Origin of the sequence: Sphingobacterium sp. UBA7253, from assembly GCF_002472745.1 — a bacterium.
Taxonomy (GTDB): Bacteria; Bacteroidota; Bacteroidia; order Sphingobacteriales; family Sphingobacteriaceae; genus Sphingobacterium; species Sphingobacterium siyangense.
This window is the reverse complement of sequence record NZ_DKSP01000032.1, coordinates 8,859-35,639: the sequence shown is the minus strand read 5'-3', so window position 1 is coordinate 35,639 and position 26,781 is coordinate 8,859. Positions and strand designations below refer to the sequence as shown.

The 26,781-nt window shown below is 38.8% G+C and carries 24 protein-coding genes and 1 pseudogene; 12 read left to right on the top strand and 13 right to left on the bottom strand.

The features are described 5' to 3' along the window. The coding region (locus B2X72_RS03025; RefSeq protein ID WP_286848240.1) for an outer membrane beta-barrel protein at positions 1-1,526 on the bottom strand (1,526 nt) is incomplete at its 3' end. 247 nt (positions 1,527-1,773) lie between these two features. Here B2X72_RS03025 and B2X72_RS03020 point away from each other — a divergent pair. Beyond that, a complete protein-coding gene (locus B2X72_RS03020; protein ID WP_075992821.1) occupies positions 1,774-2,796 on the top strand; it encodes a bestrophin family protein in 1,023 nt (340 codons plus the stop codon). A gap of 6 nt (positions 2,797-2,802) precedes the next feature. Here the strand turns inward: B2X72_RS03020 and B2X72_RS03015 are convergent, their stop codons facing one another. Continuing rightward, the gene (locus B2X72_RS03015) at positions 2,803-3,261 is read right to left on the bottom strand and encodes an Lrp/AsnC family transcriptional regulator (RefSeq protein ID WP_088161733.1); all 459 of its coding nucleotides are present in this window, start codon (positions 3,259-3,261) and stop codon (positions 2,803-2,805) included. Between the two features lie 144 nt (positions 3,262-3,405). On the opposite strand from B2X72_RS03015, the gene B2X72_RS03010 reads away from it, so the two are divergent. Both B2X72_RS03010 and B2X72_RS03005 read left to right on the top strand, forming a co-directional pair. Further along, positions 3,406-4,611, top strand: coding sequence for an aminotransferase class I/II-fold pyridoxal phosphate-dependent enzyme (locus tag B2X72_RS03010; RefSeq protein ID WP_075992820.1), 1,206 nt, complete (start codon positions 3,406-3,408; stop codon positions 4,609-4,611). A 209-nt stretch (positions 4,612-4,820) separates the two neighbouring features. Then, positions 4,821-6,005, top strand: a complete 1,185-nt coding sequence (locus tag B2X72_RS03005) for a metallophosphoesterase (RefSeq protein ID WP_088161732.1) — start codon at positions 4,821-4,823, stop codon at positions 6,003-6,005. 35 nt (positions 6,006-6,040) lie between these two features. Here B2X72_RS03005 and B2X72_RS03000 read toward each other — a convergent pair whose 3' ends face one another. Both B2X72_RS03000 and B2X72_RS02995 read right to left on the bottom strand, forming a co-directional pair. Further along, positions 6,041-6,445, bottom strand: coding sequence for an NUDIX hydrolase (locus B2X72_RS03000; RefSeq protein WP_075992819.1), 405 nt, complete (start codon positions 6,443-6,445; stop codon positions 6,041-6,043). 99 nt (positions 6,446-6,544) lie between these two features. Further along, the gene (locus tag B2X72_RS02995) at positions 6,545-7,372 is read right to left on the bottom strand and encodes an ankyrin repeat domain-containing protein (protein ID WP_232475539.1); all 828 of its coding nucleotides are present in this window, start codon (positions 7,370-7,372) and stop codon (positions 6,545-6,547) included. A 230-nt stretch (positions 7,373-7,602) separates the two neighbouring features. Here B2X72_RS02995 and B2X72_RS02990 point away from each other — a divergent pair, with 230 nt between their 5' ends. Beyond that, positions 7,603-8,814, top strand: coding sequence for an amidohydrolase (locus B2X72_RS02990; protein WP_075992818.1), 1,212 nt, complete (start codon positions 7,603-7,605; stop codon positions 8,812-8,814). A 225-nt stretch (positions 8,815-9,039) separates the two neighbouring features. After that, complete coding sequence (arr, locus tag B2X72_RS02985) at positions 9,040-9,783, top strand: NAD(+)--rifampin ADP-ribosyltransferase (RefSeq protein WP_075992817.1); 744 nt, start codon at positions 9,040-9,042, stop codon at positions 9,781-9,783. Between the two features lie 32 nt (positions 9,784-9,815). Here arr and B2X72_RS02980 read toward each other — a convergent pair whose 3' ends face one another. After that, positions 9,816-10,400, bottom strand: coding sequence for a hypothetical protein (locus tag B2X72_RS02980; RefSeq protein WP_075992816.1), 585 nt, complete (start codon positions 10,398-10,400; stop codon positions 9,816-9,818). A 324-nt stretch (positions 10,401-10,724) separates the two neighbouring features. After that, a complete protein-coding gene (locus B2X72_RS02975) occupies positions 10,725-11,291 on the bottom strand; it encodes a YceI family protein (RefSeq protein ID WP_075992815.1) in 567 nt (188 codons plus the stop codon). A gap of 198 nt (positions 11,292-11,489) precedes the next feature. Between B2X72_RS02975 and B2X72_RS02970 the strand changes: the two genes are divergently transcribed. Further along, on the top strand, positions 11,490-12,545 hold the full coding sequence (locus tag B2X72_RS02970) for an NAD(P)-dependent alcohol dehydrogenase (protein ID WP_286767300.1): 1,056 nt from the start codon (positions 11,490-11,492) through the stop codon (positions 12,543-12,545). Between the two features lie 16 nt (positions 12,546-12,561). Here B2X72_RS02970 and B2X72_RS02965 read toward each other — a convergent pair whose 3' ends face one another. Next, entirely contained in the window at positions 12,562-13,029 is a 468-nt protein-coding gene (locus B2X72_RS02965) for a GNAT family N-acetyltransferase (protein WP_286848237.1), read from the bottom strand. Positions 13,030-13,351: 322 nt separating this feature from the next. Between B2X72_RS02965 and B2X72_RS02960 the strand changes: the two genes are divergently transcribed. Beyond that, entirely contained in the window at positions 13,352-14,296 is a 945-nt protein-coding gene (locus B2X72_RS02960) for an aldo/keto reductase (protein WP_286848235.1), read from the top strand. A 138-nt stretch (positions 14,297-14,434) separates the two neighbouring features. Beyond that, entirely contained in the window at positions 14,435-16,150 is a 1,716-nt protein-coding gene (locus tag B2X72_RS02955; protein ID WP_286848233.1) for a hypothetical protein, read from the top strand. 45 nt (positions 16,151-16,195) lie between these two features. Here the strand turns inward: B2X72_RS02955 and B2X72_RS02950 are convergent, their stop codons facing one another. Continuing rightward, positions 16,196-16,927: a DUF3667 domain-containing protein gene (locus B2X72_RS02950; RefSeq protein ID WP_083663647.1), complete on the bottom strand. Its 732-nt coding sequence runs from the start codon at positions 16,925-16,927 to the stop codon at positions 16,196-16,198. Positions 16,928-17,011: 84 nt separating this feature from the next. Continuing rightward, positions 17,012-17,818 carry a DUF5694 domain-containing protein gene (locus tag B2X72_RS02945; RefSeq protein ID WP_198385912.1) on the bottom strand — a complete coding sequence of 269 codons (807 nt, stop codon included), beginning with the start codon at positions 17,816-17,818 and terminating at the stop codon, positions 17,012-17,014. Positions 17,819-17,967: 149 nt separating this feature from the next. Between B2X72_RS02945 and B2X72_RS02940 the strand changes: the two genes are divergently transcribed. Beyond that, positions 17,968-18,723: a response regulator transcription factor gene (locus tag B2X72_RS02940; protein ID WP_145326840.1), complete on the top strand. Its 756-nt coding sequence runs from the start codon at positions 17,968-17,970 to the stop codon at positions 18,721-18,723. A gap of 59 nt (positions 18,724-18,782) precedes the next feature. Here B2X72_RS02940 and msrB read toward each other — a convergent pair whose 3' ends face one another. From msrB to dxs, 3 genes and pseudogenes are all read right to left on the bottom strand, one after another. Beyond that, entirely contained in the window at positions 18,783-19,202 is a 420-nt protein-coding gene (gene msrB, locus B2X72_RS26540; protein ID WP_349681391.1) for a peptide-methionine (R)-S-oxide reductase MsrB, read from the bottom strand. Positions 19,203-19,310: 108 nt separating this feature from the next. Further along, positions 19,311-19,778 (bottom strand): annotated as a pseudogene (gene msrA, locus B2X72_RS26535) (peptide-methionine (S)-S-oxide reductase MsrA); the annotation flags it as partial. Between the two features lie 401 nt (positions 19,779-20,179). Next, positions 20,180-22,147, bottom strand: a complete 1,968-nt coding sequence (gene dxs / locus B2X72_RS02930) for a 1-deoxy-D-xylulose-5-phosphate synthase (protein WP_349681390.1) — start codon at positions 22,145-22,147, stop codon at positions 20,180-20,182. 58 nt (positions 22,148-22,205) lie between these two features. Between dxs and B2X72_RS02925 the strand changes: the two genes are divergently transcribed. From B2X72_RS02925 to B2X72_RS02915, 3 genes are all read left to right on the top strand, one after another. Continuing rightward, positions 22,206-23,624 carry a PLP-dependent aminotransferase family protein gene (locus tag B2X72_RS02925; protein ID WP_286848232.1) on the top strand — a complete coding sequence of 473 codons (1,419 nt, stop codon included), beginning with the start codon at positions 22,206-22,208 and terminating at the stop codon, positions 23,622-23,624. A gap of 76 nt (positions 23,625-23,700) precedes the next feature. Continuing rightward, positions 23,701-24,216 carry an N-acetyltransferase gene (locus B2X72_RS02920; RefSeq protein ID WP_088161728.1) on the top strand — a complete coding sequence of 172 codons (516 nt, stop codon included), beginning with the start codon at positions 23,701-23,703 and terminating at the stop codon, positions 24,214-24,216. Positions 24,217-24,424: 208 nt separating this feature from the next. Further along, entirely contained in the window at positions 24,425-25,723 is a 1,299-nt protein-coding gene (locus B2X72_RS02915; RefSeq protein WP_286848231.1) for a hypothetical protein, read from the top strand. A 152-nt stretch (positions 25,724-25,875) separates the two neighbouring features. Here B2X72_RS02915 and B2X72_RS02910 read toward each other — a convergent pair whose 3' ends face one another. After that, complete coding sequence (locus B2X72_RS02910; RefSeq protein WP_145326836.1) at positions 25,876-26,277, bottom strand: helix-turn-helix domain-containing protein; 402 nt, start codon at positions 26,275-26,277, stop codon at positions 25,876-25,878. Positions 26,278-26,781 lie beyond the last annotated feature (504 nt).

The following is a 26,781-nucleotide window of genomic DNA, read 5'->3' as shown; positions in this document are numbered from 1 at the left end:
TCGCCTCTTAATCCCAATTGATAATCTATTTGGGCCCATTTTCCCGTATAATTTGCATAGGTAGCATAAATTCGTTCTTTGTAATCGAACTGGAAATCAAGGGCAGGCATTGGCATCCAGGCCTGATGAAAGACCTGGTATCGATTGGTATTCATGATATCCGTTGCGGTCGCTTTTACACCAATTGATAAATTGCTTCCAGATTTAGTTATCCAATTATACTTTGCGTCGCCAGTAAAAATTTTTGCTTCGCTGGGATAATCCAATCTGAACAAAGTATCACTGCGTATGTTACCATTCGCATCGAAATCGACACTATTGCTGATACTATTTCCGCTTCGTTGATTGTGTGTATAATCGATGGCAAGGCTGAATTTCGAATGTAAACTGTCTGTTTCCAAAACATAATTTAAACCGAGATTTTGGTAGTTAGATTTTGATTCAGATGGGAAGCTACCTTGCGAGCGGATGTTTTTTGCCGCATCGGGATAGGTAATTGTCGAATGCGCCATGGATGGTCCAAGGAAACTGCTGTATTGACCGGTGTAGGAAAAGCCTAGAAATTGTTTCCCCGTGAAATCATAGGTCGCACCAAGCCGTATACGGTCGTTTTTGTTGGTCTGAGTGTTTTCCGTTTCTTGCTGATATAATCCCTGATTTGGAAAATCTCGTCGTTGTTTTAGTTCCTCGTATGACTTTGCACGACTATGGGAATAACTTGCCATTAAACCAACTTTACCTAGTTGATAATTCAAACCTGCATAAGGAGTGTACGTTACATATTTTCCAAGCCCAATTGCATAGTCATTGCCAATATAACCATTGAGTCCCTGTTTATCTTGCTTTTTTAGCACAATATTGATGATACCACCACTGCCTTCTGCATCGAACTCTGCCGAGGGATGTGCGATAATCTCAATGGATTGGATGTCGTTGGAACGCAAGGTTTGAAGGTAGTTCCTGAGATCATTTCCCGCGAGGTTAATACTTTTGCCATCGACAAGAATACGTGTTCCTACAACTCCATTAATGGAGATTTGACCATTGTTAACGAATACCCCGGGAGCCATTTTAAATAATTCCAAAGCTGATTTTCCAGAAGCATTGGCGGTTTGTGCTACGTTCATAATGATGCGGTCAATTTTTCGCTGTATTGTTGGTTTGCGCTTATTTACTGTTACTTCATCTAACATGAGGTTGGATAGTAGTGATTTTGGGACAATGAACGCTAGCGGGGCTTTAAGGTCGTTAATTTCAATTTTTTGTTGCATTTTGAGTACATTTTCCACGCGAATCGAAACGAGGTAAGTCCCTTTTTCGGTAAGCGTTAACTGAAAATTTCCATGTTCATCTGTTATTTTTTCAATGAGAGAATCTTTCTTTACATCTAGTGCACGAAAGGCTAATGAAGCATAGGGGATCGACGCGCCATATTGATCCGAGACTTTACCAACAATGGCGGTTTGGGCGAACAGGAAGTTGTTAAGAAGAAAGGTGATGAGACTGAAAGTAATTAATTTGATCATAAATTTTGAATAATTATTCAAAACTAGTTTCGCTGGTGGCTTATTTCAATTTTTTTGGATATAAGGAAACCTTTTAGGGATGGAAGCCGTAAATTTAAGGATAAGCCATTAAAAGCGACGAGGTTTATTGTTATAAAAATGAGCGGAATAAAATATCATCGTGTCGAAAACAATTTAGCGTATTGGACAGTTACAATTTAAATTGTACTTTCATAACGTTTTTAATAAAGGAAGATATTTAATTTTTATGATCACAACCAAGTATTTTAACCATCGACAAATATTTAATTTAGCGGGCGCACATTTAATATGGCTGACGCTTTGGTGCTCTCTGGTGGCGGTCATCTATTATTTTTTTAATTGGCAGTGGATGATAATTCCTTGGGTGCCATTGGCTTTGATTGGAACCGCTGAGGCTTTTTATGTCGGGTTTAAGAATAATCAGGCCTATGATAGACTTTGGGAAGCCCGGAAAATCTGGGGAGGGATTGTCAATTCAAGTCGCTCTTTCACTGCAATGTTATATGCCTTTGATACTCAAGATGGTGATCATACCGATTTGGAGGAGCGGAGGAAAAGGATTGCCTATCGCCATATCGCTTGGTTATATACTTTTCGTGAGCAGTTGTTGATCCCGACAGAATGGGAGCATGTCAGTTTGAAAAAACACTTTGGTTCAATGAATGTTAAACGGAACAGGCTGATAAAGGCTGGCTTTCCTGATTACAGTAGAACATCGATTTTTTTGCGCAAATACCTTTCTACAGATGAGTTTAAGTTGCAGAGTACCTATAAAAATTTTGCAACGTATTTGATTTCTAAACAAGCAAAGGAAGTTAATGCATTGAAAAATGATCAAATCATTTCGGATTTTAACCAAACGCAACTGCAGAATTGCCTGAATCAATTTTACGACTATCAAGGTCAGGCAGAAAGAATCAAAAAATTTCCTTCACCGAGACAGTTTGCCAGTACAGCATTTGTCTTTAATGTTATTCTCATCATTCTGCTCCCATTGGGCCTAGTAAATGAATTTGCGAAATTGGGCGACTGGGGGATATGGACGAGTATTCCTTTTTGTGTGGTAATTGGATGGATTTATATTGTGATGGAATTGGTCGGCGATTATACCGAAAATCCTTTTGGAGGACTCATGTTTGATGTGCCTATGCTTTCGATTTGTCGAACCATAGAAATTGATGTGTTGCAAATGGTGGGAGATGAGGATCTTCCGGAAGCAATAGCATCAAAAAATGGTGTTTTGGTTTAAATTTTCTTACAGATCAATTGCAATCGTATTTTTCACCTCAGCGATCATAAATGAGCTATGGGTGCTTGTAATATGCTGTAAGCTCGTTAATTTCGTTAACATAAAACTGCGATAATCTGCCATATCCTGGACACAAATCTTTAGGATATAGTCGTAGTCGCCACTCACGTGGAAACACTCGGTTACCTCCTGAAGGTTCATGACCTCTTTTTCAAATTGTAAAATATACTCCTTTTTGTGCTGTGTTAATTTTACGTGGCATAATACAAGGAAGTCTTTTGCTATTTTCTTTTTGTCAAGTATGGCGACATAGCCCGCGATAATTCCAGTATTTTCGAGTTTACGGACTCTTTCATAGACCGCTGTTACAGACAAGCTCAGTTTGTAGGAGAGTTCTTTGGTCGTTTGTTTGGCATCTTCCTGTAGAAAACGCAATAGCTTACGGTCAATCTCGTCAAATTGCATAGATTTTTTTTTGGTTTTTACTAGCTCGTTTTAAATCAGCTAGATGTTTTAACTAATTATTGTTTGTATAATAGATTTATATTCTAAGATAAGTAAAATTACTTGTAATATAATTTGAAATATCTCAATTTTAAAGATAAAAACATGGAAAATTTTAATGCAGCAAATGAAATTCAAGATTTGCAATACTTTGGTGAGTTTGGAGGTGTGAACCCGTCAATTTCAGATAGCTCTACCTATACTTTTCTTTCCGCTAAAAAAATGTTCGACACATTTGAAGGGAATGCGGAAGGCTGTTATCTCTATTCAAGGCATTCGTCGCCGATGAATTTGTATTTGGCACAAGCCTTAGCAAAAATGGAGGATACCGCTGCGGCCAATGTAACATCTTCGGGGATGGGAGCGATTACAACAGTTCTTTTACAACTATGTAAAAGTGGTGACCATATCATTTCAAGTAGGACAATCTACGGTGGAACTTATGCCTTTCTTAAAAATTTTCTCCCGCCTTTCCAGATTGAGACGACATTTTTGGATATTAATGATGTCGAAGAACTCGAAAAATCGATAAGACCTAATACAAAAGTGTTGTATTGTGAAAGTGTGAGCAACCCTTTATTGCATGTGGCAGATTTAAGAAAACTTTCGGCCATCTGTAAAAAACACAAGCTAAAACTGATTGTCGACAATACGTTTTCTCCATTATCCATCTCACCAACACTTTTGGGAGCGGACATTGTCATTCATAGTTTAACGAAATTTATCAATGGCAGCAGTGACACAGTCGGTGGGGTTTATTGTGGAAGTCAGGAGTTTATTAATGAAACGAAAAATGTGAACACAGGTGCCTGTATGTTATTGGGGCCAACGATGGACAGCTTACGTTCGGCAAGTATATTGAAGAATTTAAGAACACTTCATATACGGATGAAACAACATAGTTATAATGCAATGTATCTTGCCGAACGGTTTGAGAAAGATGGATTAAAGGTATCTTATCCGGGCTTGCAGTCGCATCGAGATCATGAACTAATGAAAAACATGATGCATGAAACCTATGGTTTTGGTGGCTTAATGACAGTTGATGTGGAAACAACCGAAAAAGCCAATGAACTAATGGAACTGATGCAGGCTGAAAATTTAGGGTATTTAGCTGTCAGCCTAGGATTCTATAAGACCCTATTCTCCTGTTCGGGTAGCTCTACGTCGTCAGAAATTCCTGAGGAAGATCGTTTGAAGATGGGTATTTCCGATGGATTGATCAGGTTTTCCATTGGTCTAGATCAAGACATTGAGCGTACCTACCAAAAAATGAGAGCATGTATGCAAAAGACTGGAATTTTGGAGTAATAAGCAGTATTTCGGTTGGGTTCATTTATGGGATAATCAGACATCTTGACATGTTTTGGAGGAAACTATGGATAGTTTTCTGATTGATTGGAGTGCAAAAAGTTTCAATTGTCACATAGACATCACTATTTACGATGAAAGGGGCTGTAATAGCTCAAAAATCTCTTTTGGCATATCATTAGCAATTTAAAATCAATATTTTAGTTAATATGGCAAAGAGACTTTTACTGATATTATTCTTATTTGTTTTGGGTGATATCTATTTTTTTCAGGCTTTCAGTACAGTTATTCGTGGTTCGATTTGGCAGAACATGTATTGGGGGATTGATATCCTGTTGTTTTTTGGTGTTTTTACATTAATTTTTTTGCGGAGAGCGGGTTATGATGTCCAGGAGACAGCAACAAGTCTGATTACAGCATTTTTAATTGTTTTCATACCAAAATTGCTTGCTGTTCCCTTTTTATTTGTTGAAGATCTGATGCGTATTTTTCGTTCCTTTCCTCCACGTAGTATATTTTTGAGTGAGATTGTATTGTTTTTGGCGGGGGCCATGTTATTGGTTATTTTTTTCGGTTTAACGAAAGGTCGTTATTTTTATAAAGTGAGAGAGGAAGTATTGAGTTTTCCTGATCTACCTACGGCGTTTGACGGTTTTAAAATTACGCAGCTATCGGATATTCATTCTGGTAGTTTATCTGATATCAAAAGGGTACGTAAAGGTATCGAATTGGCAAATGCACAAAACAGTGATCTGGTATTGTTTACGGGTGATTTAGTCAATAATAAAGCTTCCGAAATGGAACCCTGGGTTTCGGACTTCAACCGATTAGAAGCTCCTTCGGGCAAGTTTTCAGTCCTTGGAAATCACGATTATGGGGACTACGTACAATGGGAAAGTGTTGAATCAAAAGCCTTAAATTTGAATAGGCTTAAGGAAATTCATCATGAAATGGGATTTAAATTGCTGCTAAATGAATCGATAGCAATAGAAAAGCAAGGTGAGCGTATTTCGTTAATTGGAGTTGAGAATTGGGGGAAAGGAGGGTTTCATCAATATGGTGATCTTGCTAAAGCAACCCTTGGATTGGACGCGGATACCTTCAAAATTTTGATGTCTCATGATCCTTCACATTGGGATCATGTTACTTTGGACTATGACCAACATGTCCATCTGACGCTGGCAGGACATACGCATGGTATGCAGTTTGGGATAGAACTATTTGGGTTAAAATGGAGTCCAATTCAATATTTTTATAAACAGTGGGCTGGACTCTATCAAAAACAAGGAAAATATCTTTATGTCAACCGCGGTTTTGGTTTTCACGGCCTAAAAGGTCGGATAGGTGTTTGGCCTGAAATTACGGTTATTACATTACGGAAAAGCGTTGTCTGATATTTTGGTATGAGAAACAACGCTCATCTGTTCTATCAATCGATAAGATTCATTTCCTTTAATCGGCTAAAGATAATCTGATCTACGGCAGAAGTCCTATGTTTGTCCTTATAGGTTAACCATTCAAATGTCTCGATTTCATTCGCTGGATGCAATACTCCTTCGAAATCAGAAAAGTAGCAGATCATTCTTACGAGCGTACCTTGATTTCGTCCATCGGCGATTGCTTCAAAGGTGCCCAAAAGGCGCATTGATTCTTCGACGATGTGCACAGAAAGCTCCTCCAGTATTTCTCTTTTTAAACAGGTAATATCGGATTCATTATTCTCTCGTTTACCACCAGGAAAGTAAAATTTTGTTTTAGTCTTGGAACGTGTGCTCAGGATTTTCCTATCTTTAATGCTAATTAAAGCAACTTTGTCTATTATTTTATGCTGCATATTGCAAAACTAGCCATTGAGAATGAAAAATCAGATAGCATAGTGAGATACTGCTTGAAATTTTATTCAAATTTAAGTTATTTAAAGGAAGATGAACCTTTATATTTCTGATGTTAGTATCTTAACAATTTCTTTGAAGCCTCTTTGTTTTGCGTGTTGCAAAGGGCTTGTGCCATTGAAGTCAGGAATATCCAATTTTGCCCCAGCATCTTTTAGAATCTGAATAATTTCCTGATATTTTTTACTTCCGTCACCGAGTACAACTGCTTCCATCAAAGCAGTCCATCCTAAACGATTGACATGGTCCAATGGGAAATTTTTGGTATTGGCCAATAATCTTACCGTTTCTACATATCCACGTTCACAAGCCGGGATTAAAGCTGTGCCATTATATCGATTAAATAAATCAAAGCGAGCGCCGTGATATAAGAAAAGTTTGACGAGTTCAACTTGCCCACTTGCTCCTGCGTATAAAAATGGGCTGTCCATATTGTCGGCCTGAAGGTTGACATCGGCACCATACTCTACCAATAATTTAGCCATTTCAATATTTCCGTTGTTTGTCGCGATAAGTAGAATAGAACGTTTATTCGTATCTTCACTATTCACGTTGGCATTATTTTCTAGCGCTTTTTTCACTCCCTGTAAGTCATTTTTGGTGACCAATTTAATAATCTCTTCCTGGGACGGATTTTCAGTATATGAGTTTTCTGTTAATGCCGATCGGCACGAATTTGTTATGCTCATCATTATCAGGAGTATTAAAGTTGTTTTCATCATTTTATTGTGCTGTAATTTTTTCGATAAAGCCGAAGAAGCTTCGCTGTTTAATACAAAAATAGTAGCTAAGGCTGTTTTTACAATGTGGTTTTCATTCCATCTGTTGGACAATTTATTACTACAGTGTATTTTAAGTGTCGTTCTCATTGGTCTCATGCTGGCTGAAAGCACATTCGTTGTAGTTTCACCTTATGCATACTGTTGAGCAAAAGTCGGCGCTGTGATAAATTGTTCAAGTATCGAGATGTATTCTGCAAAAGATCTGGGAGAATCATTGCGACCTTTGTTTTGGTGATACTGAATAATAAAAGTGGAAAAATAATACCGTTTCTATTGTCCGGTAATTTTTAGAGAAAAAGAATATTATCAAAATAAATATGAAAGCTAAAACATATATTTTAAAAAACGTACGGCTTGAGACAGGATTCGAGTTTGATGGAAAGGAAGTTATAAGCACAAATACGGCTTTATTCTGTGTAGAAGTTGAAGAGGGTAAGATCAAAGGAATCAAACCAAATACTGCAAATGCTAATGCGATCGATGCAAAAGGACATTTGATGTTGCCGGCTTTTAAGGATATGCATGCCCATTTGGATAAAATGTTGTTTGGTCTGCCATGGGAAGCTGTATCGCCAACACGGCATACCGTAAAAGATATGATCGCGTATGAGCAGAAGATGATCCCAGAATGGTTAAGCACCTCAGTCGAAAGAACGGGCAAAATGCTGAATTTTCTGCAGGCATACGGAACTGATTTTATTCGTTCACATTTCAATGTTGATCCAACATCTGGACTAAAATCGTTAACAAATTTGGAAAAGGCACTGGCATCGAAAAAACACACGGTAGAAGCGGAGCTGGTTGCTTTTCCACAGCATGGCCTCTATTATACGGATACTTTACCCATTTTGAAGGATGTTGCAAAACTGGATGCTGTTAGTTTCATAGGTGGAGTAGATCCGTACTCTTTGGACGGAAGTATCGAAAAAAGTATGGAGCAGATTACACAGTTGGCGCTTGATAACAATAAGGGAATTGACATACACCTCCATGAAATGGGAGAAAGTGGTATGAAGACAATCGAGTTTTTGATCGACCGTACATTGGAAAACCCCCAATTAAAAGGGAAAGCTTTTGTTAGCCATGCTTTTGCACTTAGTCGTCTCACAAATGTCGACGCTGAAAAAATTGCGGCACGTCTCGCAGAAGCGGGGGTGGGAATCGTGTCCTCTGTGCCCTTTGGCAATATGATTATGCCTATTCCGACACTTCGGAAATATGGGGTGGAGGTTTTGATTGGAAATGACAATATTCAGGATCACTGGAATACGTTTGGCTCGGGAAACATGCTGCAGAAAGCGAATCTTATTGCTGAGCTTTATGGTTATGGAACAGAATTCGGCTTATCTAGAACACTTGCTTTCGCGACACGCTACAAATTGCCTTTGGACAATAATGGAAATCAACAATGGCCGAAAGTGGGTGATGAAGCAAGCATGGTTTTTGTTGATGCAAGTTGTTCCGCTGAAGCAGTTTCTCGTATTTCACCGGTGACTTCCTTGATACACAAAGGCAATATTGTATTCTAAGGAGACCATCTATCGGATAATTTAGCTGCTCTCTGGAGGCCAACTGTTTTCAGGATTCCAGCGAGAAATATTGAAAATAAGAGAACAATTTTGTTGAAGAGCCGGTTATTCTTAATAACTGGCTTTTTACATACATAGCCTTGCTTAAGTCCTGATGTTACTAAGGGTGTTCACTTATAACTACAGCGAGGATAATATTCGGTTGAATAGATAATAATTTATACGATGGAATTTTCACCATTTAACGGGGTTGTCAAACTTTGCCTAAAAGGCATACAATTGGAAGAAAACGGTAGACACGATGAAGCGCTGTCCTTTTTTGCAGAGGGTTATCGGGAGGCAAGCGATGACCATGAGAAGTTTATTGCAGCCTATTTTGTATCCCGGCAGCAGAAAACGGTGTCGGATCGTCTGAAATGGCTGCACATAGCCTTAGATCACGCATTGGTAATCAGTGATGATCGGACTACCAGTGCATTGCCCAGAATGTATTTGAAGATTTGTGCCTGTTACACAAGTTTAGGAGAAGAAGCAATGGCAAGTGAATATGCTAGGTTGGCCTCTTCTTATAAGAACATTCCCTTTGATAAGGGACCTTTTTATCACGGTACAAAAGCAGATGCACAAATCGGCGACTTATTGGTTCCAGGCTTCAATTCTAACTATCAAGCCGGCTTCAAAATGAATCATATTTATTTTACAGGTATGATGAATGGGGCCGGACTTGCAGCGGCCCTGGCAAAAGGTGAGCGCAGCGAGCGGGTATTTATTGTTGAACCTACCGGTGATTATGAGCATGACCCTAATCTGACGGACCAGAAGTTTCCCGGAAATCCGACACGTTCCTATAGATCTGAATTTCCATTAAAAATTATAGGTGAGGTTGCTGAATGGGTAAAACCAGGTGTTCAGGAACTTGAAAAATTTCGTGATAAACTAGATCAGAATGGTGGCGAGATTATCAATTAAGAAACCTGGAGCGGTTGCTCCGGCAATTGGAATTATGTCTTACTGATAACAATCTTACTGATGACTTCAAAATCTGAAATTCGATAATCGTCGTCAAAAAATAACCCGTTGATATAACGTTGTATAGGATAGAACAGATCGGACGGTGTATCACCGAAAAACGTTTTGAAATCGTTCGGAATAGAATACAGATAATTGTATTGCCCTTTACCCAAACTAATACCGCCGATCTTTTTGAGATAACCCGTTATCTTATGTTTATTTTTGTTGGAGAATGCTTCTTTCGTCTCTATAAAATAATCTTCAATGTAAAAATTACGGATATCCTGAAGATTAAGTATGCTATTTGGAGCAGGTTTGATACGTCTTGAATAGGATACATCAACCAAAATACAACTGGCTTTATGCGCTTTCGAGAGATCAATAAAGTAGCCTTCATCGACCATAAGGTGTTTACTGTCTTTATATACACCGAGCAGCATTTCATTGATCTCCCGATCCGAATAATCGGATATATTAGAAGATCTTCCCAACTTTTCAAATGCGAGGTCACTTTCACTCCAATTTTTTCTAATTCTATTAAGCTCGTGTTGTTGAAAAGTTTTTATTTTCTCCATATATAATTTGTCTAACCTTACTTTAGCGAGTTTAAAGATAATTTTAAAACTTTACTTTCATCAATCTTATCGCTTGCTAAGTGCAATTTGAATCAAATCTAATTTAACAGAGTCTTTGTTTAGTGTTGTAGCACAGCGCTAATGCGCTATTTCTGAGGAAGAATAAGTGCCACACTGTTGGATTTTCCGTGCCGGTATGAGGTGACATCACAGCCTTAAGTAGTCTGTGTGTAAAAGCAGCTCGAGTAAATTATGTCGATTCTCGGTGCGATTATTCAATGAAGGAAGAGCCGCCTGTATTAACAGAGGGCTCTTATGAGGTTTTTATTTTACAGCCTTAAGCACGATATCTAAGGTGAATTCATCATCGATGGCGCGATTGCCTAAGTCGGAGAAAAAGCTTGCTGAACGATACTGTATATCAAAGTCCAGTCGATTTACCTTAACTCCTATAGCTTCAGCAGAAAGTCCGTCTGCAGTTGTGGTGACTTTTGCTGGAAAGGAGATCGATTTTGTTTTATTCTTAATCGTCAGATTACCCGTTATGATTGGATTACCTTTGCTATTATCAACTTTACTGATGACAAATTTACTGCTGGGGTAGGTAGGCACATTGAAGAAATCTTCATTTTTTAGGTGCCCGGTCAATTTAGGAGCATCAGTACAAGCCATGGAATTCATATCTATGGTAAAACCACCGCCGGTAATTTTCCCCTTTTCTGTCTGTACCGTTCCATCTTGTATATTGATTGTTCCCACATGTCCCCCGACAACTTTTTTCGCATTCCATTTGATTGTCGAATTTTGCGTGTTCACTTTGTAGCTTATCTTTTGGGCGAAGGCCATTGATGTTAAGCAAATAATTGCTAGCGTTAGACTGGTTCTTTTCATTGAAGTGATTTATATGAACTCAAATATACATGGTCTTGTGCGGATAGTTCTATGTTTAAACTTGTTTTTTTGTTTGCGCAGTGTCAATATTGTGCCTGCCTTTCTTTATTCGTCATCGATACCCGCTAACTTAGTACAGCGTAAATAGGGGATCGAAGATATCTTCGTATCCAAATTGTGGTCTATAAAAAAGATAATATGATTAAGTCGAAAGGTTATGCGGCGAAAGACAGTAGTTCTCCACTTGAATACTGGGAGTTTGAAAGGAGAGAGCTTGGTGCAAACGATGTTTTAATAGATATCTTGTACAGCGGGATTTGTCACTCCGATATTCATCAAGTACATGATGAGTGGGGTGGTACACAATACCCAATTGTTCCCGGGCACGAAATTGTTGGTCGGATAAGTGCAGTTGGTCCTGGAGTGACTAAGTTCAAAAAAGGTGACCTGGCAGGTGTCGGTTGTATGGTCGCTTCCTGTGGCGAATGCGATAACTGTAAGTCAGACCAACAACAGTTCTGTTCAGAAAAAAAGACCGTCTGGACGTACAACAGTAAAGATGTGATGCATGATCACAGCTTTACTTTTGGTGGTTATAGCAATAATATTGTTGCGGATGCAGATTTTGTGCTGCATGTGCCGGAATCTTTGGACATTAAAAAGGTGGCACCGCTACTCTGCGCTGGAATCACCACCTATTCGCCATTAAAAAGATGGAATATTAGTAAGGGGCATAAAGTTGGTGTGTTGGGCTTAGGCGGATTGGGACACATGGCTGTTAAAATTGCAGTGGCAATGGGGGCAGAAGTTACAATGATAAGCCATTCACCACGCAAAAAGGACGATGCCGCTCTACTTGGAGCACACAAATTCTTAAATACCCATGAGGCCGATGAAATAAAGAAATTCTCCTCGTATTTTGATTTTATTATTGATACCGTATCGGCACCACATGACTATAACCTCTATCTTGCATTATTGAAAACAAAAGGAGTTTATATTTGCGTGGGGATTCCAGCTGCACCCATGGAAATTAATGGACGCTCAATCATGGGGGGAAATAAGATCCTAACGGCTTCCAGCATCGGGGGAATACAGGAAACGCAGGATATGCTTGATTTTTGTGCTGAACATAATATTCTACCCGAAACAGAAATGATTGATATCGATTATGTAAATGAGGCGTATCAAAGAGTATTGGATAGTGATGTGAAATATCGTTTTGTAATCGATATGTCGTCTATTGAAAAGTAATGAAAAAACAGGTCGGTTAAAGAGCCGACCTGTTTTTTAAAATCTTATCCTTGTTTGAGTACTTCATATGATATGAATGCTCATCTTCTCCGATAATTTCGAAACCAAGACTAAAGTAGAGCTTTTGCGCTTTATTGGTTTTTAATACATGTAATGAAATCGACTTCCCTTCGTAAATTGCTTCATTTATAAGGTCTTTTAATATCTTTTTTCCTAGCCCTTTCCCTTGGTATCGGGGATCGATCTGTATTTGAATCAACTCGATATGAGCCCGTCCTTTCTCGGTTTTCAAAAGTCCGATAGGGATATGGTTGTATTCAATGATAGCAGCATGTTCAAATTTGTATTTAATTCTTTGTAGATGTGAATCCCTCGTTGTGGGTAAAGCAGCGGCTATTAAATGTTGGGTCATTGTCTTTAATCGTAGATCTAAAAGAAAAGTCAAATCACTTTCCATTGCTCGTCTATATACTATTGGGATCATAGATGATTGGGTTTTATCAATGTAATCTGTTCAATCTATCGAAGGCTTTATCTGACATGCTCAAAGAAGGTCAGATTGATATGGGCCATGAGTACGAAGATAAGATTTTTAGCTATGAGCACAATGATCTGATCGAAAGTCGGCTGCAATTTAGTATAATCATAGTAACTGCGTACTAAATTGCAATAGCGTACTTTAATCTTTTTGACATTTAGATGTGAAGAATGCTGGCGTGGCTCAAGATGAATACCGTAACTTTAGCTTTATAGCTGTACTTACATAGCGATTTTTTATTTAAAGGAACAATAAACAGATAATTTCAATGAAAAAGGTAGAAATACAACACACAGATTTGCAGATAGCTCCAATTAATTTTGGCGGGAATGTTTTTGGCTGGACATTAGATGAGCAAAAATCGTTTGAAATGCTAGATAAATTTGTAGGAGCAGGATTTAATTTTATCGATACGGCAGATACGTATTCTTGGTGGGTGAATGGAACCGGCGGGCAGTCCGAAGAAATTATTGGGAAATGGTTAAAAAGCCGTGGCAACCGTCAAAATATAGTAATCGCAACAAAAGTTGGATCCGAGACTAAGGAGCACGGGTATGATATCTCAAGAAAACATATTTTGAAATCTGCTGATGAATCGTTGCGACGATTGGGAGTAGATCATATTGATTTATACTATACCCACTTTGACGATAACGTAACACCTGTGGAGGAGACATTGTCGGCTTATGCTGACTTAATAAAAGCAGGCAAGGTACGTTATATTGCCGCTTCTAATCTATCGCCGATGCGGTTAACGGAAAGCTTTGATGTTGCGGAGAAAAATGGTCTTCCTAAATATGTTGCTTTGCAACCGCATTACAATTTGGTAGAGCGCGCAGGTTTTGAAACAGATTATGCGGGATTGGTCGAGAAGTACGGTTTGAGCGTATTTCCATATTGGTCGCTTGCTGCAGGTTTCTTGACCGGTAAATACCGTACTGAAGCTGACTTTGATAAAACGGCTAGGGGTGGTGGGATCAAAAAATATTTTGATGCTAAAGGTAAAGCTGTCCTAAAAGCGCTCGATGTTATCTCCGAGAAACACGGGACAAAACAGGCTACTGTAGCATTAGCATGGTTGTTGGCTAAACCGCTAATTACCGCTCCCATTGTAAGTGCTACAAGTGAGAGTCAATTGGATACGCTATGTGCGGCGCCGACTCTTAAATTAGATACGGAAGATATTGAATTATTAAATGAGGTCAGCAAATGAAATAGTGATAAAGCGTAAAAACAAAATCCCTACATTTCTTAGGGATTTTGTTTTATTGGGAAGCGGTTCCTAATAGAAGGTAGAAATTGCTTACGCATTTTAACAAGTTTATCGTAAATTGGAGCCTAAATTGATCTTATGAAACAGTTCCTGATATTATTTTCTTTCATGCTTTTTGGCAGAAGTTATGCGCAAATACTTACACCTTATGAACGGGGTAATGGCAATCAATCGACAACTTTTGAGGAAATGCGGGCATATTATCAGGAATTGGCACGGAAATATACAACAATTCACTATGAAACACGGGGAGAAGACGATAACAATAAACCAATAGATGTTGTTGTATTTAATCCGTTTGGAAAGACACTGGAAGTGGCTAGGGAAGAGAAGTGCGTTTTATTGGTCAACAATGGTATTCATCCTGGAGAGCCAGACGGTATTGATGCGACTATGATGCTTATGCGCGATTTGGCAACAGGAAAGATAAAGGCACCTCAAAATGTTGTTGTTGTTGCGCTGGCGAGTTATAATGTGAGTGGGATGTTAAATCGTGGGAGCTTTTCTAGAGCTAATCAAAATGGCCCTGAAGAGTATGGTTTTCGTGGAAATGCAAGACACTATGACTTAAATAGGGATTTTATTAAGACAGATACTAAAAACTCGCGGAGCTTTCAGCGGATTTTCCAATGGGTCAAACCAGATGTTTTTATAGATAATCATGTCAGCAATGGAGCCGATTATCAGTACACCTTCACCTATATCTCAACAAACAAAGAACGTTTAGGAAACCTTTTGGGAAATTATTTTAACAGCCACATGCAAAAGAACTTACTCAAGGATCTCCAAAAGAAAGGATTTATGTCTGTTCCCTATGTCAACATCCACAACGATGTGCCCGATGGTGGTTTTCCAACCTTTATGGATTCGCCAAGATACGCAACAGGCTACACCAGTCTATTTAATGTAATCGGAACTGTTGTGGAAACAGATATGTTGAAACCTTATCAAGAACGTGTCAAAGCGACTTATGACTATATGCGTTGTAACTTGGATTTTATCGAACAGAATTATAAGGTGATTAAACAAAAAAGAGCTGAAAACCTAAAGCAATATCAAATAGGGGATAAATATGCCATAGCATGGAAGCTTGATTCATCAAAATATGAATCGCTGGAATTTAAGGGCTTCGAGGCAAAATATAAACCAAGTGACGTTTCTTCGAAAGATAGGTTGTGGTATGATAGAAACGCTAAGTTTTCAAAACAAGTTAAGTTATATAATACATATGTTCCGACAAAAGAAGTGACGATTCCATCGTATTATGTCATTCCGCAGTCTGAATGGAAAGTTATTGAATTGTTGACACTCAATCAAATCAAGATGATTCCGCTTAAACAAGATTCTGTTATTGCGGTGGAACAGTATAGGATTAAGGATTTCAAGACAACTTCAAGTCCATATGAAGGACATTATTTACATTTTGACACCAGTCTCCTTAGGGAATCCAACAAGGTAAACTTCAGTGCCGGTGATTTTTTGGTCCCTTTGAACCAGGACGGTGTGAAGTTTCTGCTGGAAACCTTGGAACCTGAAGCAATAGACTCTTATTTTAATTGGAATTTCTTTGATGCGATCTTAGGACAGAAAGAATACTATTCAGCTTATGTTTTTGAAGATACAGCAGCCAAGCTTCTAAAAGAGAATAAAGATTTAAGATCTGCCTTTGAACGCGAAAAGATGAACAACCCTAAACTTGCTGCAAGTAGTAGTGCGCAGCTGGATTGGATATACAAACATTCACCTTATTATGAAGAGTCACATCTTCTTTATCCCATTTATCGCATCAATTGATGATGGTGGCTTCTTAGATACATGTCTGCATCAGTCAAAAAAATGCTATTTTATAAGTACATCCAATGTAATACCAATGAAAAGTATGACGATCAAATAGGAGAAAAAACCTATTATTGAAGCGGCAAATGCTTTAAAATAGTTGATCTTTTTAGCTTTATCAAAAAACTGTCCTATGGCCCAGGAGTAATATATACAAATTACTAAAGTTGCATATAGGATTAAACTTTGGTGCGTGATACCGTCAATTATTGCAAAAAGTGCATAAATTAACATTGTCATCCCCATAATAAAACATAATAAGATGATGATTTCAAAAAGATTATAACCGTATTTTTTAAAAAATAATTTAGTCCAAAGGGCAATAAAGAACCCCATAATAATGTTAGCATAACCATAATGACCTTGTAGCCATCGAAAGATGTTGGTTGTGATGACGAGTTTGCTTTCAATACCATGGCTGTCGATTGATTGCAAATAGCGCTCTTCAGTATGGAAAAAGTGGGCAATAATAGAATACACTAAAGATGTGACAATAACGAAAATAATAGGTTTGACCAGTCGGCTGCGATTTTCAGAAATGTAGTTTTGCACATTCTTACCTGGAGCTGTCACCAATTCTCGAATGGTATAGAGAATACCGCGTTCAAAGTGAAGCACATGTTCTATTTCGTGGGTGATGTAATGAGCGTCTATCCTTTTTAGCGTCGCAGGTTGGCCACAATCGGGACAGAATTTTGATGTAATGCCCGTGCCACAGTTTCTGCATGTGATCATGTTGAAGTGTTTCTTTAAGTAATTAAGGTTTGTTAATCTGTTTCATTCGAAAGTCGCCAAAAGAGTCTTTGCTTACCGATGGTTTTATTGAAGGTATTCGGCAACCTCTACGAGTTTGTATTTGGGGCTCCGTTGCAAAAGTTCACCAAGGAAAGCTGCGTGAGTAGCGCCCGTGATTAGCAAAATTCGATCCTGCCCAGTGACTGGGATCTGATTTAAATTGGAGAATATCCGTAGATTTCTTCGGTAGAATTTACTGGCTTCATCTGCTCCTTCAAAATTACCTTTTGTACTGCTGTAGGTTAAGATATCGGCGTTTACATTGATAAACTTTTGCAAGGTCTCTTTTTGATTAAATACCTTTAATTTTTCTAAAATGGAGAGTTTATCAATATGGGTGAATTCCTGCATAATTTTTCCCATGTAGCTTTTATAGGTTACACTGTCTACCTGATTCTCCAACTCATTTGCAATGTTGTAATTATAAGCAGCAGTTTGTTGTTCATCAATTCCATAAATTTTTTTTACCCCTGCAAGTTTGCCAACTTCATATGCAATTATGGCTATTTCACCACCGAACTTAGCTTTATATCCTTTATCTTTAATAAAAGAGCTGTAATCGCCGTTCAATTCTTCGTTTTTTTCAGGAATGATTTCCACGCAGATGATAGTTGGTTTAAAGTCTGCCAATAGTTTGGCTACTTGGTATGTTTCTTTTCTGTTTTTTTGATCTTTTTCGTCAAATTCCACTTTATGTGCATCAGGCGTATAGCTCATGTGAAATGTCCCAAAATTTAGAACCTCAATTTTCTGCTGTGCATAGCTGTTTCCAAAAAATAAGATCCCGATAGCGATTCCAATATTTCGAATTTGAATAGTGTTAATAAGCATTTGTGTAAGAAGTGGTTTTATGTTTTTTCCGGCTTTTCGTTCAGTTAGCTATATTTCTTAGCTGTTTTGTCCAAAAGTATTACAGTTTGTCCAAATAAAAGCTACACTTGAGTGTAGTTTTAATTAACTTCGACATTTAGAATTTCGTTATGGATTTTAACGCGCTATTTTCACAAAAAAATACTGTTGATCGTCTTTCAGAAAAGGACATCCAGCAGACCCACGGCTATATTGAGCTCGTCAAAGCCTTCTCACGGATTACTTATCAGAGTATTTACCTAATCGATTACCAAGCTAAAAGTTTTGAGTTTGTTTCAGACAACCCGCTGTTTCTAGCTGGTTTAACAGCCAAAGAGGTGATGGAAATGGGCTATGGCTTTTATCAAAAATATGTTCCATCTGATGATTTCCAGATGCTCATTAAGATTAACGAAGCGGGGTTTAGCTTTTATGAAAAAATACCCATTGAGGAACGGAAGCTTTATGTTATATCGTATGATTTTCAGATACAAAATGCACACAACAAGTTTATTTTAATTAATCATAAACTGACACCTGTTTTTTTGACAGAAGAGGGGAAAATATGGAAAGCAATTTGTATCGTGTCTTTATCCACTAATATATCTTCAGGTAACGTGACTATCGAAAAGTTGCACTCCAACTTAGTATGGGAATTGGATCTGTTGACTGGGAAATGGAACTCCCAGAAAAAGATTAATCTTACCGAACGTGAAATAGAGATTTTACGTTTTTATCATCGAGGTCTGACCATTCATGAAACTTCGGAGAAAATTTTCGTTTCCATTGATACGGTGAAATTTCATCGGCGAAAATTATTTGAAAAGCTAGGGGTAAGCAACATGAATGAAGCATTGGTTTTTGCATTGAATAATAGGTTATTATAAGGGTAGCCTGAAGGATTCTGAAATGTTCAGAGCAAGCGCCTCCAATGAGGCGCTGCAGCCTATTTTTTTACCAATAATGGCAAATACTTTTCGTAACCCTGTGCTTTCATCTTGTCTTTTGGAATAAATCGAAGTGAAGCACTGTTTATACAATAGCGCAGACCACCTTTATCTGCCGGTCCATCGTTAAAAACGTGGCCAAGGTGTGCATCACCAGTTTTGCTGCGTACTTCCGTTCTGCGCATCCCGTACGAATTGTCGGAGTGTTCTTGAATCAGGCTATCGCTAATCGGTTTGGAAAAACTGGGCCACCCACATCCCGATTCAAATTTATCTGTAGAAACAAATAAGGGTTCTCCGGTTGTGATATCGACATAAATACCTTCCCTAAATTCATCATTATAGGCATTGTCAAACGCGCGCTCCGTTGCACTGTTTTGTGTAACATCGTATTGCAATGTAGTCAACTCTTTCTTCAAGGTCTCCTTATCTGCTTTTTTATACGTGTTTTTAACGTCCGCTTTCGCTTTTTCGGGGTTGGCATTTCGCGCAAGTTTAAATAAATCAGGGCTTATATGGCAATAACCGCCAGGGTTTTTGTCCAGGTATTTTTGATGATAAGCTTCAGCATTATAATAATTCTGTAAAGGTTCTATTTCCACCACGATTTTGCTGTTGTATTGACTTGCTAAAGCAGCTATCTGTTCTTTGATAACAGCGGCATCATCCGCATTGGTATAATAGATTCCTGTACGGTATTGTGTACCGATATCGTTGCCTTGTTTATTTAATGAAGTTGGATCAATTGTTTTGAAGAAAAGGTCTACGAGAAGCTTTAGATCGACAAGCTCCGGGTCGAAGGTTACCTTTACCGTTTCGGCAAAACCTGAGGTTCCTGTCGAAACTTGTGCGTATGAAGGGTGCTGAAGGTTTCCATTGGCATAGCCAACTTCGGTTGCCGTGACCCCGCGGACTTGTTTAAAGAAATGCTCAGTTCCCCAGAAGCATCCTCCGGCAAAATAGACAACATGATCTTTTTGATTTATAGTATTCATAGTATTTTGTATTGACGGTTTTGAATCTTTCCCTTTTTGTGAAAAGCAAACCTTGCTGATCAGAAATAAGCCTGTCGCTATAGCAAGGAGGACGAATAAGTGTTTCATGGTATGAATTGCTACATGAAAGAAACAACATTGTTTCTTTCATGTAAGCCACAAACACCGTACCTTTCTGGATGTTTGTCTTAGAAGATATAAGCAGTTTTGGTTCTTATAGATTCTTTTTACAATTGAAAGACGAAGTAAATCTATGAAAGGCATGTCCTGACAAAAAGACCTTTTAGGAAAGCTTCGCAAGCTGAATGTCTGACAGGGTCGGCCCTTTGCTGTTTAGATCCTATGATCAGACCAAATGATAGTTTAATCTATATTGTTTAAGCACTACTATTGTGACTAAGTTAACTGTTTGGGGAAGACTCGTTCGGCTTAAGGCTACACCCTGAGCCTGCCGATTCGAGCGGGCCCGTGTATAGCTGTCTCACCGTGGCGATAATAGCCTGCTTATTGTAGTAATAAAGTTGGTGAAGCTGTTGCTGTGTACCCTGTACTGCAAAAGTATCGGGCAAGCCAAGTCGCTTCAAGGTCGCTGAGTAGCCATGTTCGGTCATAAATTCCAGTACTGCAGTTCCTACTCCACCAGCTATACATCCATCTTCAACAGTGATGATATAGGAATATGATTGGAATACTTCATGTAATAACGCTTCGTCGAGCGGTTTAAAGAACCGTAGATCATAGTGCCCAACCTGCATGCCTTCCCGGAGCAGTTCGTTGCATGCGTCCTGTGCATATTGACCAACGGGCCCAAGAGAGAGTATGGCAATGTCTTGCCCTGAACAAAGCCTTCTTCCTTTTCCAATTTCAAGTCTTATAAATTTGTCTGATTGCTTCTCTCGACCACCTGGGCCTTTTGGGTAGCGGATTGCAAGCGGTCCGTCAAGAGTGATGTCCTGAGCCGTGAACAACAAATTTTTAAAGTCTGTGAGCGTCATGGGCGAAGCGCCTGCGATGTTGGGTATACAGCGAAGAAAAGCAATGTCGAATGCCCCCTGATGGGTGGGGCCATCGGGGCCGACAACGCCGGCCCTGTCGATACAGAACACGACCGGTAATTTCTGTAAAGCGACGTCGTGGATTAGTTGATCATAGGCGCGTTGTAAGAATGTCGAATAGATCACACAGAAAGGAAGTAGCCCATCAGCAGCAAGGCCTGCGGAGAAAGTAATGGCATGCTGCTCGCAGATACCAACATCAAAAACGCGGTTAGGCATCTGCTGTTTCATTGCCGTCAGCCTGCTGCCGGAAAGCATAGCTGGGCTTATAGCGATAATACGGCTATTATGTTGGGCGAGCTGTATCAGCGTTTCGCCCAGCACTTGCTGAAAAGTTTCCTTGTAGAGTTGCGGTAGTTGGTTTTCTAACCGTATACCTGTCAGTTTGTCGAATTTCCCTGTGGCATGCCATTCCGCCTTGTTTAACATGGCTGGTGTAAAACCTTTTCCTTTTTGTGTTACACAATGCACTATTTTGGGCCCGGGGATATGCTTCAACTGTTCAAATATTTTGATAAGCTTGTGGAGGTTATGACCATCCAGTGGTCCAAAATAACGTATTCCTAAGGCCTCGAAAATATTGCTCGAAGCAAATAGCCCTGTTTTTATCAATTTCTCTATTTTTCTAATCGCAGCAATTGACCATTGTGTCCGATCTTTATGGGATGACAGCAGCTTTTTGATCTGTGATTTGAACTGATTATAGGCTTGCCCCGAGGTCAGGTCGGTCAGATAATTTTGTAGCGCTCCCGTACCGGCATCAATAGACATATCGTTATCATTTAATATAATCAATAGGTTAGGCTGTTCGAAACCTATATTATTTAAAGCTTCGAATGCTAGACCGGCAGTCATGGCGCCGTCGCCGATAACAGCGATGTGTTGACGGCTGTTATCACCCTTATACCTGGCTGCGCAGGCCATACCCAGAATTGCTGATAGGGATGTGGAAGAATGACCTGTACCAAAGGCGTCAAAGTTATTTTCTTCCATAACAGGAAATCCGCTTATGCCGCCTAGAAGTCTGTTCGAATGGAAGCGAGCCGCTCTCCCTGTGAGTAGTTTATGGATATAAGCCTGATGACCAACGTCCCAGATCAATTTATCCTTAGGGGTGTTAAATACATAATGAACTGCTATAGTAAGTTCTACAACACCAAGGCTTGAACTAAAATGACCGCCATGTGTAGCAATATGGTCAATGAGGAAGTTTCTTAGTTCCTGACTTAATTCGGGTAATACCTCCTGTGGAAGAGCACGTAATTCGCTAGGGCTATTGATTTGATAATTACCTGTCATTTCTTTTTTAGACAAATTTAGATTGATTAGATTTGAGATACAGGTACAGTATAGGTAAAAGTGATCAATACAGATGAAGAGCTATAAATTTGAAATTTTTACACAAGCAATTGAGAAAAATATAAAATCAGGAGTCTATAAACCGGGGCAAAAGCTGCCTTCAGTACGCGAGTTTAAAGATTACTACGGTTTAAGTATGAGTACTATTCAGTCAGGTTATGAGTATCTTATGATTATTGGTTTGGTGGAGAGCGTTCCGAAATCTGGCTACTATGTCAGTGCGAAGAATGAAATGCTGGCAGAACCGGAAGGGCGTCGACGTCCACCGGTAGTAAGGGATGCTGTCTTTGAGCAAGGGCTTGGTCTGACAACAGCGTCACCTGTGGGGCGGGGTTTTTCGGAATTTAATGTTGCTGCCCCAGGGGACCTTCTTGTTCCGCAAAAACTTTTACTTCGGACCATGCAGCAGGTCATTCGGGAACAAGGGGCAGGGTTACTACGCTATTATCCATCTAACGGTTCGGTACAATTGAAGGACAATATTATCAGGCGTGCGGCCTCCTATCAGACCTTACTGCATGCAGATGAACTGCTGATCACAGATGGCGCCCTGCAGGCTTTGTATATCGCCTTGGCTGCTGCATGTGAAGCCGGAGATATTGTTGCTGTGGAAAGTCCGTGCGTATTTTCTGTATTGGAGGTCATTCGGGTGCTCAAGCTGCGCGTTATTGAAATTCCTGTTCTTACTAAAGATGGTTTTGATATAGACTTTTTTAGACAAGCGTGTCAAGGAAGTGCTGTAAAAGCAGTCGTCCTAACACCGAATTTTCATAATCCAACAGGTATTTTGCTCTCAGATGAACAGAAAATTGCTTTATTGGCGATTGCTCATAAATATCATGTTGCTGTAATCGAGAACGATATCTATGGAGACCTGAACTTTCAGGGGAGCAGACCATCCACACTAAAACAATTTGATGAAAGCGGATTGGTCATGACGTATTCATCGTATTCAAAAACCCTGGCACCTGGAATTCGGCTGGGTTGGTTAAGCACAGGGCGATTTCTGAAAGATGCTGAACAGATCAAGTTTGCATTGGGCAGTACAGTTTCTCCTCTGAATCAGGAGACCGTAAACCGTTTGATCGGTAGCAGCAGTTACGATCGGCATATTCGTTCACTGAAGATGCAACTGGCAAAAAATGCCTATCTGGCCACCAACCTAATCGCTTCCAGTTTTCCTGAAAAAACCAAAGTGATCACACCTGCAGGTGGGTATAATCTTTGGGTTAAAATGCCTAAAAGTACAGATATGGCGGATTTTTACGCGCAGTGTGAAAAAATTGGTGCAAGATTTACGCCGGGCTATACGTTCTCTTTTGCGAATACTTTTGAACATTATTTTAGGTTGGTCATCGCGGACAAGTTTTCTGCTAAACGAATAGAAGCGATCCAGCATATAGGTCGTTATTTATGTGGGAGCCTGTACTGATGCTAAATGAACAATGTGTATCGAATAATAGCAAGTGATAGCATGTACATTTGTGTATTTAATAGTAGATGCACATATGAATATAGTCACAAAATTTACGGTAGCAACAGAGCAGGGAATTGAAGCGTTGTCAATGCTCACCAAAACTCTAGCCCTAGAAAAATTCGGCAGCTTAGTGGAGCCAGCTGAACTAGACAATTACATTGCTGATAGTTTTAATTCCAAAACACTTGTCAACGAAATAAACAGTATGTCAAATCAATGGCTGGTAGTATATGCTAACGATCAGCCGATGGGTTATGCCAGAATAACCTCGAAAGGGCAGAAGCCGGATGGCTTGGCAGGTAAACGTGTGATTCGAATCGCGGATTTCGGTGTCTGCCAGCATGAGGCTTTGCAGCAAATGGAGGTATCATTAATGGACAAATGTCTTGCCGTATGCAGTACCTACGACGTGATTTGGATCAATGAACCCTTAAGAAGTTCGTTGATCGGACTTTTTGAACAGAATGGATTTGTAAAACAACCAGGTATTAGCAGACTCGATGGATTGAACTTGGAATCAGTAGTATATCTCAAGGAGACTTTGTAGTTCAAAGAGTCTTTATATTGATGTATAAACACAGCATAGTCTATGTTGAGCAAAAAAGTACACATATTAAGTGTGCTTTTTTTGTTTAATGATAGATATTTTAGTGATATAATGTATTTTTAGGGATTTAAAAGAAGATGTTTGTCAAATTCTAATAATCTCTTTTTAACTAAAAAATATCATTTATAACCGTTTTCACAAGTGTTTAATGAAGAAAATATCTATAACGTTTCTATATCTTTTGCTCAGTGCATTAGCGCTTGGACAAGAATCTAAGGAGACAAAGCCAGACAGTATCGTTCAATATTTTAGTGAAATTAAAACTGCAACTAAAATTGGTTATTCGTTATGGAATAGGGATTTATATGGTGATATTATTTTGGTGGAGCCTCAGACACGACAGCTATTTAGTAATAACTTTGGTGCCGATAGTTCGTTTGTGCAATATAAAAATAGCTATATTGGTAAATTGCCCGACAGTGTAAATATTGCCAATACGTCTTTAACGTGGAATGGCCGCACTTGGGCGATGATTATGTTGCCTTTATCTAAAGATTATTATGCACGGATCAATTTGTTGGCTCATGAATTGTTTCATTCCGCACAATCGGCTTTGGGCTTCGTTCAAAATAACAGCGAAAGTACCCATCTGGATCAAGAGAATGGACGGATATACTTACGTTTTGAATTGGAGGCGCTTAAAAAGGCGGTTTGTTCAGACGCGCAAGATGAACAACGAATGCACTTGAAGGATGCTTTGATTTTTCGGAAGTATCGAAATTCACTTTTTCCAGGCTCTGCCCATATTGAAAATCAATTGGAACTTAATGAAGGGATTGCAGAGTATACCGGAGTAATGATCAGTGGGAGAGATAAAGAAAAAACAAAAAAACATTTCATTGATGTAATAGACAGATTTTTCAAGAACCCCACTTATGTAAGGTCTTTTGCCTACAATACCACGCCCATCTATGGATATATAATGAGTTTAAAGGATCCGCTTTGGAATCAAAAGATTTCAGTAAATACAGATTTAACTGTATTCTTTATGCGCGAATTGAACATTGAACTTCCGAAAGATCTTGCAGCAACAGTAAAAGCCATTACAGCGGAGTATAATGGAAAACAGATATTCACAGAAGAACAATTACGAGCGGAAAAAATAAAGAAGCAAATTGCATTATATCGTTCCTTGTTTGTGGATCAGCCTCCTATGACCATTAAATTTGAGAAAATGAATGTGTCTTTTGATCCGAGAAATATCCTCCCAATCACAGATTTGGGAACTGTTTATCCAACCATAAGGATCACCGATAACTGGGGGATTCTAGATGTCAAAAGTGGGGCGCTCATGGCGCCCAATTGGGATAAAATAACCGTTAGTAGGCCTACTAAAATCGAAGGACAGCGAATAGAGGGTGAGGGTTGGGTGATGCAACTCAAAGATCAGTATACTGTTCAAAAGGACGAATCGCTGAATAATTACAAGCTTATCAAAAAGCAGTAGCTGCACTATCTTGATTTTTATTCACTGTGCAGCCTTATTGAATCAATATTAAATGTTGGTAAATGCATGAGTATCATGAAACATCGTAAAAAGGTTTACCTAAAGATATTCAATTTTTAACCATCGAAATGAGAGATAGTCGCTGGACAAGTCTAAATATAATCCAATGCGTTTAATGCTCTAAATTTTCGCGGACTAAGACCAGTATGCTTTTTTATAAACCGTGTTAATGATGCTGATGAACTAAAACCATAATACGAAGTCAACTCTTTAATCGGAATCTCCGTAGAAGCTAGTTTTTTGGCAATCTCACTTGCAACAATTTCCTTGACGATCGTGCTGGGTGAAGTTTCATTACTTGAAAGCGTCAATCGATGTAACGCTATTCTTGATATATTGAGCTTTTTCAAGTAGAATTGGAGATCCCAGTGATTCTGAGGATACTGGTGAATAAGGTTTTTAAATTCTACTAGAATGGGGTGTTCTGCTAGCAATGCTGAATTTTGATCCAATTGATTTAACGTTTCGTTTTGTTCCTTTATGTTGTTTTTCATGTTTTAAGATAATCGCTCGTTATTGCCGCACTATAGTGTCTAGGGCTATAGTTTAGGTTAAGTGTTCCATCAATCTTGTTTGATTGCAAGCAAAATTAGCGTATTAATTTCATAGTGTACTTTTCGAATTTAACGATTCGCTTTTTAAAATTATAATTTTTTATCACCGATTGTGGTAAAACCAACCTGCAGAAGACTATCACTGGAAAAATAGGCGGATGAGTAAAAACCTGATTCCAATAACAGAGAAATCGCCTTTTTTATTTTAATTTTTGACTGCTGTTTTTTATGATTTTATTTTTCGTTATTCTTTGTATTGTAGGTGTTTATGTTTGTTATCTGTATTAAAAGTTGATTATAGAAACAGGTGTGTTATAACTTTTGGTTATACTGTTTTTTTTGGAGTTTTTCGACTTCACGTAATGATTATTCTGCATCAAGAGAATGATATATAATGTTATTGATGGTAACAGTTGTGATGATCATGTGCTGCCATGTTAGTCT

What these genes read in the sequence shown, in the direction of transcription:
- B2X72_RS03020 (WP_075992821.1), top strand. Translation starts at nt 1,774, where the DNA reads ATGATCACAACCAAGTATTTTAACCATCGACAAATATTTAATTTAGCG.
- B2X72_RS03015 (WP_088161733.1), bottom strand. Translation starts at nt 3,261, where the DNA reads ATGCAATTTGACGAGATTGACCGTAAGCTATTGCGTTTTCTACAGGAA.
- B2X72_RS03010 (WP_075992820.1), top strand. Translation starts at nt 3,406, where the DNA reads ATGGAAAATTTTAATGCAGCAAATGAAATTCAAGATTTGCAATACTTT.
- B2X72_RS03005 (WP_088161732.1), top strand. Translation starts at nt 4,821, where the DNA reads ATGGCAAAGAGACTTTTACTGATATTATTCTTATTTGTTTTGGGTGAT.
- B2X72_RS03000 (WP_075992819.1), bottom strand. Translation starts at nt 6,445, where the DNA reads ATGCAGCATAAAATAATAGACAAAGTTGCTTTAATTAGCATTAAAGAT.
- B2X72_RS02995 (WP_232475539.1), bottom strand. Translation starts at nt 7,372, where the DNA reads ATGAGAACGACACTTAAAATACACTGTAGTAATAAATTGTCCAACAGA.
- B2X72_RS02990 (WP_075992818.1), top strand. Translation starts at nt 7,603, where the DNA reads ATGAAAGCTAAAACATATATTTTAAAAAACGTACGGCTTGAGACAGGA.
- arr (WP_075992817.1), top strand. Translation starts at nt 9,040, where the DNA reads ATGGAATTTTCACCATTTAACGGGGTTGTCAAACTTTGCCTAAAAGGC.
- B2X72_RS02980 (WP_075992816.1), bottom strand. Translation starts at nt 10,400, where the DNA reads ATGGAGAAAATAAAAACTTTTCAACAACACGAGCTTAATAGAATTAGA.
- B2X72_RS02975 (WP_075992815.1), bottom strand. Translation starts at nt 11,291, where the DNA reads ATGAAAAGAACCAGTCTAACGCTAGCAATTATTTGCTTAACATCAATG.
- B2X72_RS02970 (WP_286767300.1), top strand. Translation starts at nt 11,490, where the DNA reads ATGATTAAGTCGAAAGGTTATGCGGCGAAAGACAGTAGTTCTCCACTT.
- B2X72_RS02965 (WP_286848237.1), bottom strand. Translation starts at nt 13,029, where the DNA reads ATGATCCCAATAGTATATAGACGAGCAATGGAAAGTGATTTGACTTTT.
- B2X72_RS02960 (WP_286848235.1), top strand. Translation starts at nt 13,352, where the DNA reads ATGAAAAAGGTAGAAATACAACACACAGATTTGCAGATAGCTCCAATT.
- B2X72_RS02955 (WP_286848233.1), top strand. Translation starts at nt 14,435, where the DNA reads ATGAAACAGTTCCTGATATTATTTTCTTTCATGCTTTTTGGCAGAAGT.
- B2X72_RS02950 (WP_083663647.1), bottom strand. Translation starts at nt 16,927, where the DNA reads ATGATCACATGCAGAAACTGTGGCACGGGCATTACATCAAAATTCTGT.
- B2X72_RS02945 (WP_198385912.1), bottom strand. Translation starts at nt 17,818, where the DNA reads ATGCTTATTAACACTATTCAAATTCGAAATATTGGAATCGCTATCGGG.
- B2X72_RS02940 (WP_145326840.1), top strand. Translation starts at nt 17,968, where the DNA reads ATGGATTTTAACGCGCTATTTTCACAAAAAAATACTGTTGATCGTCTT.
- B2X72_RS02925 (WP_286848232.1), top strand. Translation starts at nt 22,206, where the DNA reads ATGAAGAGCTATAAATTTGAAATTTTTACACAAGCAATTGAGAAAAAT.
- B2X72_RS02920 (WP_088161728.1), top strand. Translation starts at nt 23,701, where the DNA reads ATGAATATAGTCACAAAATTTACGGTAGCAACAGAGCAGGGAATTGAA.
- B2X72_RS02915 (WP_286848231.1), top strand. Translation starts at nt 24,425, where the DNA reads ATGAAGAAAATATCTATAACGTTTCTATATCTTTTGCTCAGTGCATTA.
- B2X72_RS02910 (WP_145326836.1), bottom strand. Translation starts at nt 26,277, where the DNA reads ATGAAAAACAACATAAAGGAACAAAACGAAACGTTAAATCAATTGGAT.